6 protein-coding genes and 1 riboswitch are annotated in these 7,361 nt (G+C 60.2%); of the genes, 5 read left to right on the top strand and 1 reads right to left on the bottom strand.

What is annotated here, in order from left to right:
* Positions 1-87: 87 nt before the first annotated feature.
* The gene (locus tag AC1DNW_RS07555) at positions 88-1,929 is read right to left on the bottom strand and encodes an ABC transporter ATP-binding protein/permease (RefSeq protein WP_113308656.1); all 1,842 of its coding nucleotides are present in this window, start codon (positions 1,927-1,929) and stop codon (positions 88-90) included.
* Positions 1,930-2,077: 148 nt separating this feature from the next.
* Positions 2,078-2,155, top strand: a riboswitch (SAM riboswitch).
* 47 nt (positions 2,156-2,202) lie between these two features.
* Here AC1DNW_RS07555 and metA point away from each other — a divergent pair.
* From metA to nagA, 5 genes are all read left to right on the top strand, one after another.
* Complete coding sequence (gene metA / locus AC1DNW_RS07550; protein WP_113308657.1) at positions 2,203-3,126, top strand: homoserine O-acetyltransferase MetA; 924 nt, start codon at positions 2,203-2,205, stop codon at positions 3,124-3,126.
* A gap of 139 nt (positions 3,127-3,265) precedes the next feature.
* A complete protein-coding gene (locus tag AC1DNW_RS07545; protein ID WP_113308658.1) occupies positions 3,266-4,288 on the top strand; it encodes an aldose epimerase family protein in 1,023 nt (340 codons plus the stop codon).
* 115 nt (positions 4,289-4,403) lie between these two features.
* Positions 4,404-5,177: a GntR family transcriptional regulator gene (locus tag AC1DNW_RS07540; RefSeq protein WP_113299552.1), complete on the top strand. Its 774-nt coding sequence runs from the start codon at positions 4,404-4,406 to the stop codon at positions 5,175-5,177.
* On the top strand, positions 5,174-6,205 hold the full coding sequence (locus AC1DNW_RS07535; RefSeq protein ID WP_113308659.1) for an SIS domain-containing protein: 1,032 nt from the start codon (positions 5,174-5,176) through the stop codon (positions 6,203-6,205). Before AC1DNW_RS07540 ends, AC1DNW_RS07535 begins: the two co-directional genes overlap by 4 nt.
* Positions 6,205-7,356, top strand: coding sequence for an N-acetylglucosamine-6-phosphate deacetylase (nagA, locus tag AC1DNW_RS07530; protein WP_113308660.1), 1,152 nt, complete (start codon positions 6,205-6,207; stop codon positions 7,354-7,356). The genes AC1DNW_RS07535 and nagA overlap by 1 nt, the downstream gene beginning before the upstream one ends.
* Positions 7,357-7,361 lie beyond the last annotated feature (5 nt).

Genomic DNA, 7,361 nt, shown 5'->3' with positions numbered 1-7,361 from the left:
CTCGATATGACAAGCTCATGCTCAACTTCGCGGCAACTTGCTACATCGCCGCCATCGTCATTTGGTGGGCCTGATTGAGTCTGGAGCCTAGAGCGCCGGGGCGGCAGCTGCCGCGGCGCTCGATCCGGGAACCGAAGTTGCCGATTCTTCGTCCGATTTCGAGGGCAGTGCCTGCAGGTGCAGGGTGCGCGGGTGCAGCGCTTCCAGATAGGTTTCCGAGCGGCCGATATAGATCATGCCGGTGTCCGGCATGGTGGCGAGCAGCTTCGTCATCGTGCGCTGCCATTCCGGCTCCATGCCTTCGAGCACTTCATCGAAAACGGCCCAGCGCGGCTTGACGAGAAGCAGGCGAGCAAAGCCGATGGCCTTTTGCTCATCGGCATCGAGAAGCTTGTCCCAGCGCGCGCGGCTGTCGAGGCGGGCGATCAGCGAATGCAGGCCGGCAGCCTCAAGTGCGGCCTCGACGGTCGCCTTGTCATAGGCCTCGGGTTTTTGGGGGAAGGAAATTGCCTCGCGCAGCGTGCCGCCCGGCACGTAGGCGACCTGCGGGATGAACAGCATGTCGGCAATGGGCGGTAGGCCCATTGTGCCTTTGCCACATGGCCAGAGGCCGGCCATGGCCTGGAAGAGCAGGCGGCGGTTCACGCTGTGATCGCCGTTGATCATGACCTTTTCGCCGGCCTTGATCGTCACATCCGCCTCGCGCATCCGGAAGCCGCCGCAATCCTCGATGTCTTCGCCAAGCTTGGCGAGGATGACGACATTCTTCAGCGTCAGCGTATCCGGCGCGGTTTCCTCATAAACAATGGTGTCTTTCAGATCGAAGCCATCGTCCATCTCCAGCAACGCCTGACGGAAATCGGTGACGCGCATCAGCGTGGCGCGCCATTCGGCAATCGGGCCGAAGTTGGCGACGTACCAGCGCAGCGCTGTATTGACCTGATTGAAGGCGCCGACCGACATCATCAACTGGCCGAAGGTCAGCCCGCCAGAAAAATAGGCTGGGGCTGCGACGATAATCGGGATGACGATGACCAGCCAGCCGTACCCTGCCGAAACCCAGGTCAGGTTGGTATTGGCTATGGCCAGCCGCTTGATGACGGCAAGAACATTGGTGATATCGCCGTTGATGCGCTTGCGCTCATTCTCCTCTCCGCGCGCCACTGTGATCGCCGGCATGTTCTCATTGGCATGCATCAGCGCGAAGCGCAGTTCGGCCTCCTTCGAGAACCGGTCGGCATTGAGTTTGACGAGCTTGCGGCCGACGACCTGGCTCAATAGCGAGGCTGATGCGGCGTAGAAGATTGCTGCCCAGACCATATAGCCGGGAATGGTGAAGTTATAGCCGCTGATATGGAAGATGAAGCCGCTCGAAAGCTCCCATAGCACGCCGATGAAGCTGACGAGCAGGATGGTCGACTGCAGCAGTCCGAGCACAAGCCCGGTCGTGCTTTCCGCCAGATTCCGCGAATCCTCATGCAGGCGTTGGTCGGGGTTTACGCCGATGATGCCGATGGTGGAAAGCTTGAGGGCGCGTTTGCGCTTCAGCCATTGATCGACGAGATCGCGCGAGAGGCCTTCGCGCATATAGAGCGCGGTCATCTGGTTCAGCCAGGCCTGCAACACGTTGAGCAGCAGCAGAGCGCCGGCAATCATCGCGAAGACTTCGAGCTGCTTGAAGAATTCGCCAAGGTCACGGCGTTCGAGGGAATCATAGAAGGGCGCATTCCACTCATTGAGGATCACCTGTCCATAGGCGGTTGCCAGGATGATGACGACGAGCGTTATCGCAAGCAGCAGCACCCTGCCACGAACCTCAGAATTCCAGAATGCGGAGAACATCACTCCAAGTCGATATGTCAGGCTGAGATCATACCCTACCCGGTCCTGACTCTGGATGCCCCTCCCCCTTTCAACGTCATTTGCCATTACAACTTTCCAAATCCGCCCATCCTTACATTAATAACATGGGGGCGTTACTGGTCCATCAACAGATTCCACCACCCATAAAGAAAGCGTGATGGCTTTTGCAGCTATCTGCATTGACAGTTGATTCGCAACGAGACTGGCGCTATTTAAGGTGCCTCGTGGTGATTTGGCCGGCCGGCTTGCAGCCACGTTAAATAAATCGCTAAAGGGCCGCGTGCGGACCGGTAGCGATTCTTTCGCCGCCGGTTTTTTATTTTGATCGAGTTGACCGCAATGCCCATCAAGATCCCCGACACGCTGCCCGCCTTCGAAACCCTCGTGAACGAGGGCGTGCGGGTGATGACCGAAACGGTGGCGATCCGCCAGGATATCCGTCCCTTGCAGATCGGGCTGCTCAACCTCATGCCGAACAAGATCAAGACCGAGGTGCAGATGGCGCGCCTTGTGGGCGCGTCGCCGCTGCAGGTGGAATTCTCGCTGATCCGCGTCGGCAACCACAAGGCCAAGAATACGTCTGAAGAACATCTGCTCGCCTTCTACCAGACCTGGGAGGAAGTGAAGCACCGCAAGTTCGACGGTTTCATCATCACGGGCGCGCCGATCGAGACGCTGCCCTACGAGGATGTTACCTATTGGAAGGAAATGCAGCAGATTTTCGACTGGACCCAGACGAATGTGCATTCGACCATGAATGTCTGCTGGGGTGCGATGGCGGGGATCTATCATTTTCACGGTGTGCCGAAATATGAGCTGAAGGAAAAGGCCTTCGGCGTTTACCGCCACAGCAATCTCAAGCCCTCATCTGTCTATCTCAATGGTTTCTCTGATAATTTCGAGGTTCCTGTGTCGCGCTGGACCGAGGTGCGCCGGGCCGACATCGAGAAGGTCGATGGTCTTGAGATCCTGATGGAATCCAGCGAGATGGGCGTCTGTCTCGTGCACGAGGCGAAGGGCCGGCGGCTCTATATCTTCAACCATGTCGAATATGATTCCACATCGCTTTCGGACGAATATTTCCGCGACGTGAATGCCGGCGTGCCGATCAAGATGCCGCACAACTACTTCCCGCATAACGATTCCACTCTTGCGCCACAGAACCGCTGGCGCAGCCACGCGCATTTGCTTTTCGGCAACTGGATCAACGAGATCTACCAGACGACGTCCTACGATATCGAAGAGATCGGCTCGGGCATCTGAGCGTCATCGGGCGGGCTTACAAATAACGCCGTCGCATTTCTGTGACGGCGTTTTGTTTTCCGGTTTGCCCGGTTGCGGTTTGCAGGAAATGGGGGCAGGTTCCGGTTCCTGAATTCTAGGGATGGAGTGAGCGTCGATCATGGCGGACAAGTTGGAACGGGAAGTTTTCGGACAGACGAAGGACGGCGAGACCGTCCATCGCGTCGTCATCCGCGGTGGCGGATTGACGGTCAAGGTGTTGAGCTGGGGTGCAGTTATCCAGGATATCAGGCTGGAGGGTCATGACGCACCGCTGGTGCTCGGCTTCGAGGATTTCGCAAGCTATCTCGCTCATTCGCCTTTCTTCGGCGCGACGCCGGGACGCTGTGCCAACCGTATTGGCGACGGCAAGTTCACGCTCGACGGCAAGGACTACCAGCTCGAACTTAACGAGAAGGGCGTCACACATCTTCACGGCGGCAGCAATAATATCGGCACGCTTGTCTGGACGGTCGTCGAGCATGAGACCGACCGCGTGGTGCTGAAGATCGTCGATCCCGATGGCCGTGCCGGTTATCCGGGCAACTGCACGATCCAGGCGACCTATCGCGTGCATGGCGATGGCGAGCTTTCTGTCACCTACGAGACGACAACGGACCAGCCGACGATCGCCAATGTCTGTCAGCATTCCTATTTCAATCTCGATGGCCGGGAGGATGCGCTGGCGCACGACATCATGATCGCCGCCGATCACTATCTGCCGACCAATGAAAGGCAGATACCGACCGGCGAGATCCGCTCCGTCGAGGGCACCGCATTCGATTTCCGTGCGATGGCGCCGATGAAGCGTTTTGCCGGTCAAGAGCAAGCGCTCTACGACCACAATTTCTGCTTTTCGAGCGAGCGCACAGCCAAGCGCTCCGTCGTACTTGCCCGCAGCCTGCATTCCGGCGTGTCGCTGGAAGTGCGTACGACAGAGCCGGGCGTGCAGTTCTATGCCGGCTTCAAGCTCGGCGTGCCGGTGCCGGGTCTCGATGGCCGCAGATACAGTCCCTTCGCCGGCTTCTGCCTGGAAACGCAGATCTGGCCCGATGCCATCAATCATCAGGACTTTCCGAACGCGGTATTGCGTCCCGGTGAAGTGCTGCGCCAGGAAACGGATTATATCTTTACGAAGAACTGAGTTCGTATTTCCTGTCCTGATTAATGAGACCCTCGCGGCCAACCGCGAGGGTTTTTTCTTTGGTGAAGCGAATCCGGCTTGCCGATTGGTTCTAAATAGGTTCTATTGTGTATCCATGGATAGAACCAGTCTGATAGCGGAACTGAATGGCCGTGGGCTGCGCGATGAGGCGGCAACGGGACCGCTTTACAAGCGGCTGGCGCAGGGCCTCACCGGCCTCATTCAGGAGGGCCTCTTGAAGCCCGGCACGGCGCTGCCCGGCGAACGCGATCTGGCGGAAGCTCTGAAACTCGGCCGCGTCACTGTGCGAACAGCCTATCGGGATCTCATGACATCGGGTGCGCTTGAATCCCGGCACGGCAGCGGCACCTTCGTTTCCAGCAAGGTCGAGCGTATGGAGCAGTCGCTGTGGCGACTTTCCTCCTTCTCGGCGGACATGCGTTCACGCGGGCGCTCGCCGGCGGCCCAGATCCTGTCGCGCACCATCAACAGCCCATCTCCGGAAGAGTCCTTCCTGCTCGGCCTCAGTGTCGACGAGCCGGTGCTGCGGCTCGACCGCCTTCGTTTGGCCGACGGGCTGCCACTCGCCATCGAACGCGCCGTCGTTCCGGTCAAGTTTCTTGGCGACAATGCCGGCGGCGAAGGCTCGCTCTACGATGCGCTTGCGCAGAGCGGCCACAAGCCGGTGCGCGCCATGCAGCGATTGACGGCCGTCACGCTCGATCCCTCTTCGGCCGCTATTCTTGATGTCAAGGCCGGTGCGCCTGCGCTTCTGATCGAGCGCGTATCGCGCCTGGAAGACCAGCGTGTCGTTGAATACACCCGCTCGCATTATCGTGGCGACGCCTATGATTTCGTCGCCGAACTGAGAATTGGAGATGACCTATGAGTGAGAACCAGTCGTTGATGCTGCAGGAAGCGGGCCAGTCGCCCGAAGTGGTCGCCGCCTTGCTCGAAAAGGAAAAGCCGGTTTTTGCCGAAATCGCCCGGCTGTTTTCGTCCGCCCGTCCGAGCGTCGTGACGACGGCGGCGCGGGGCTCTTCCGACCATGCAGCGACCTTCTTCAAATATCTCTTCGAGATCACTTGCGGCGTGCCGGTCGCCTCGATCGGCCCTTCGATCGCCTCGGTCTATGGCGCTTCCCTACATCTGAAGGGTGGCATCCACTTCACCGTTTCCCAGTCGGGCGCCAGTCCCGATATCGTGGCACTGCAGGAAGCGGCCAAGAAGGGCGGAGCGACGACGATCGCCGTCGTCAACGTCACCGACAGCCCGCTCGCCAAGCAGGCCGATATCGTTCTCGGCCTCAATGCCGGTGCCGAAAAGAGCGTTGCCGCGACCAAGTCCTTCATCGCATCGGTTGCCGCCCTTGCCGGTGTCACTGCTGCGATCGGCGGCAAGGCCGATCTGCAGGCCGCTATCGAGAAGCTGCCGGCCGCTTTGTCTGCGACATCGGGCATCGATACTGCTGCTGCCGAGGGTGTTCTGTTCAGCGCCGCATCGCTTTACACAGGCGGCCGCGGCACGGCTTTCGCCATTGCTCTTGAAGCGGCGCTGAAGGCTAAGGAAACCGCAGGTCTTCATGCCGAGGCCTTCTCGCTTGCCGAACTGATGCATGGCCCGATGCGCCTCGTGCAGCCGGGCTTCCCGATCGTCGGTTTCGTGCCTGAAGATGCTGCTTTCGACAATAATGTGAAGGCACTGGATCGGCTGCAGAAACTTGGCGCCACGACCGTGCCCTTCTCCACAAAGCCGCTTGCCGGCGTCAACCTGCAGGTTCCGACGACCGGCAACGGCCTCGTCGATCCCCTGGTCTCGCTGCTCGTCTATTACCGCCTGATCGAGTCGGTCACCCGCCGTAAGGGCTTCGATCCGGACAAGCCGGCAAACCTGCTCAAGGTGACGGAGACCGTCTGATGAGCCGCAAGATCTTCACGGGCGCCCGTATCTTCGACGGAGAGCGCTTTCATGACGAGCGGGCGCTGATCGTCAAGGACGGACGCGTCGAGGCGATCGTCGGCCTGAATAAGCTGCCCGAGGGCGAAGTCGTGACGCTTGATGGAGGCGTGCTGTCTGCTGGCTTCGTCGATGCGCAGGTCAACGGCGGGGGTGGTCGTATGCTGAACGACGACCCATCGCCGGTTTCCATGTACATGATCGCCGATGGACATCGGCCATACGGCACGACGGCACTGCTGCCGACGCTGATCACCGACACGGCCGAGGCAACGGCAACAGCGATCGAGGCGGCCAAGGTTGCGGTGAAGACGAACCGCGGTGTTGCCGGCCTGCATCTGGAAGGCCCGCATCTGGCGCCGGCGCGCAAGGGCGCGCATCTCGCCGAGCTCATGCGGCCGGTCGAGGACAAGGACGTCAAGGCCTTCATCGCTGCGCGCGAGGCGATCGGCACGTTGCTCGTCACCATGGCGGCGGAACAGGTAACGGTTTCGCAGGTGCGCGAACTCAGCGAAGCCGGCGTCATCGTCAGCATCGGCCATTCCGACAGCACGAGCGAAGCGGCGGAAGCTCGTTTCGATGCCGGTGCCCGGGGAGTGACACATCTCTTCAACGCCATGAGTCAGCTGGCGCATCGCGCGCCAGGGCTCGTCGGGGCGGCGATCGATCATCCGGCGGTCTGGTGCGGCATCATCGCCGATGGTCACCATGTCGATCCGAAGGCATTGCGCACGGCGTTGCACGCTAAGCGTGGCGAGGGCAAGCTTTTCTTCGTAACCGACGCCATGTCGCTCGTCGGCTCGGAGAAGGACACGTTCATGCTCAATGGCCGCACCGTGCGACGCGAAAGGGGCGGTTTCTGTTCCAAACTCGTGCTTTCGGACGGCACGCTGGCAGGCTCGGATGTCGATATGGCTTCGACGATCCGCTACGGCGTCACCTATCTGGAACTGACGCTTGCTGAAGCGCTCAGGATGGCGACGCTCTATCCGGCGCGGTTCCTGCGGCTTGCCGATCGCGGCCACCTTTCGCCGGGCGCGCGCGCCGATCTCGTGCATTTCACCGATGCGATCGATGTGACGGCGACCTGGCTCAACGGCGAAGCGGCTTAGGGAGC

This window comes from Rhizobium sp. 05L429 (assembly GCF_056397645.1).
Note: the sequence above shows the minus strand (reverse complement) of the source record. Positions and strands in the feature narration are given on the sequence as shown.

Coding starts and splice junctions, on each gene's coding strand:
- AC1DNW_RS07555 (WP_113308656.1), bottom strand. CDS start 1,929: ATGGCAAATGACGTTGAAAGGGGGAGGGGCATCCAGAGTCAGGACCGG.
- metA (WP_113308657.1), top strand. CDS start 2,203: ATGCCCATCAAGATCCCCGACACGCTGCCCGCCTTCGAAACCCTCGTG.
- AC1DNW_RS07545 (WP_113308658.1), top strand. CDS start 3,266: ATGGCGGACAAGTTGGAACGGGAAGTTTTCGGACAGACGAAGGACGGC.
- AC1DNW_RS07540 (WP_113299552.1), top strand. CDS start 4,404: ATGGATAGAACCAGTCTGATAGCGGAACTGAATGGCCGTGGGCTGCGC.
- AC1DNW_RS07535 (WP_113308659.1), top strand. CDS start 5,174: ATGAGTGAGAACCAGTCGTTGATGCTGCAGGAAGCGGGCCAGTCGCCC.
- nagA (WP_113308660.1), top strand. CDS start 6,205: ATGAGCCGCAAGATCTTCACGGGCGCCCGTATCTTCGACGGAGAGCGC.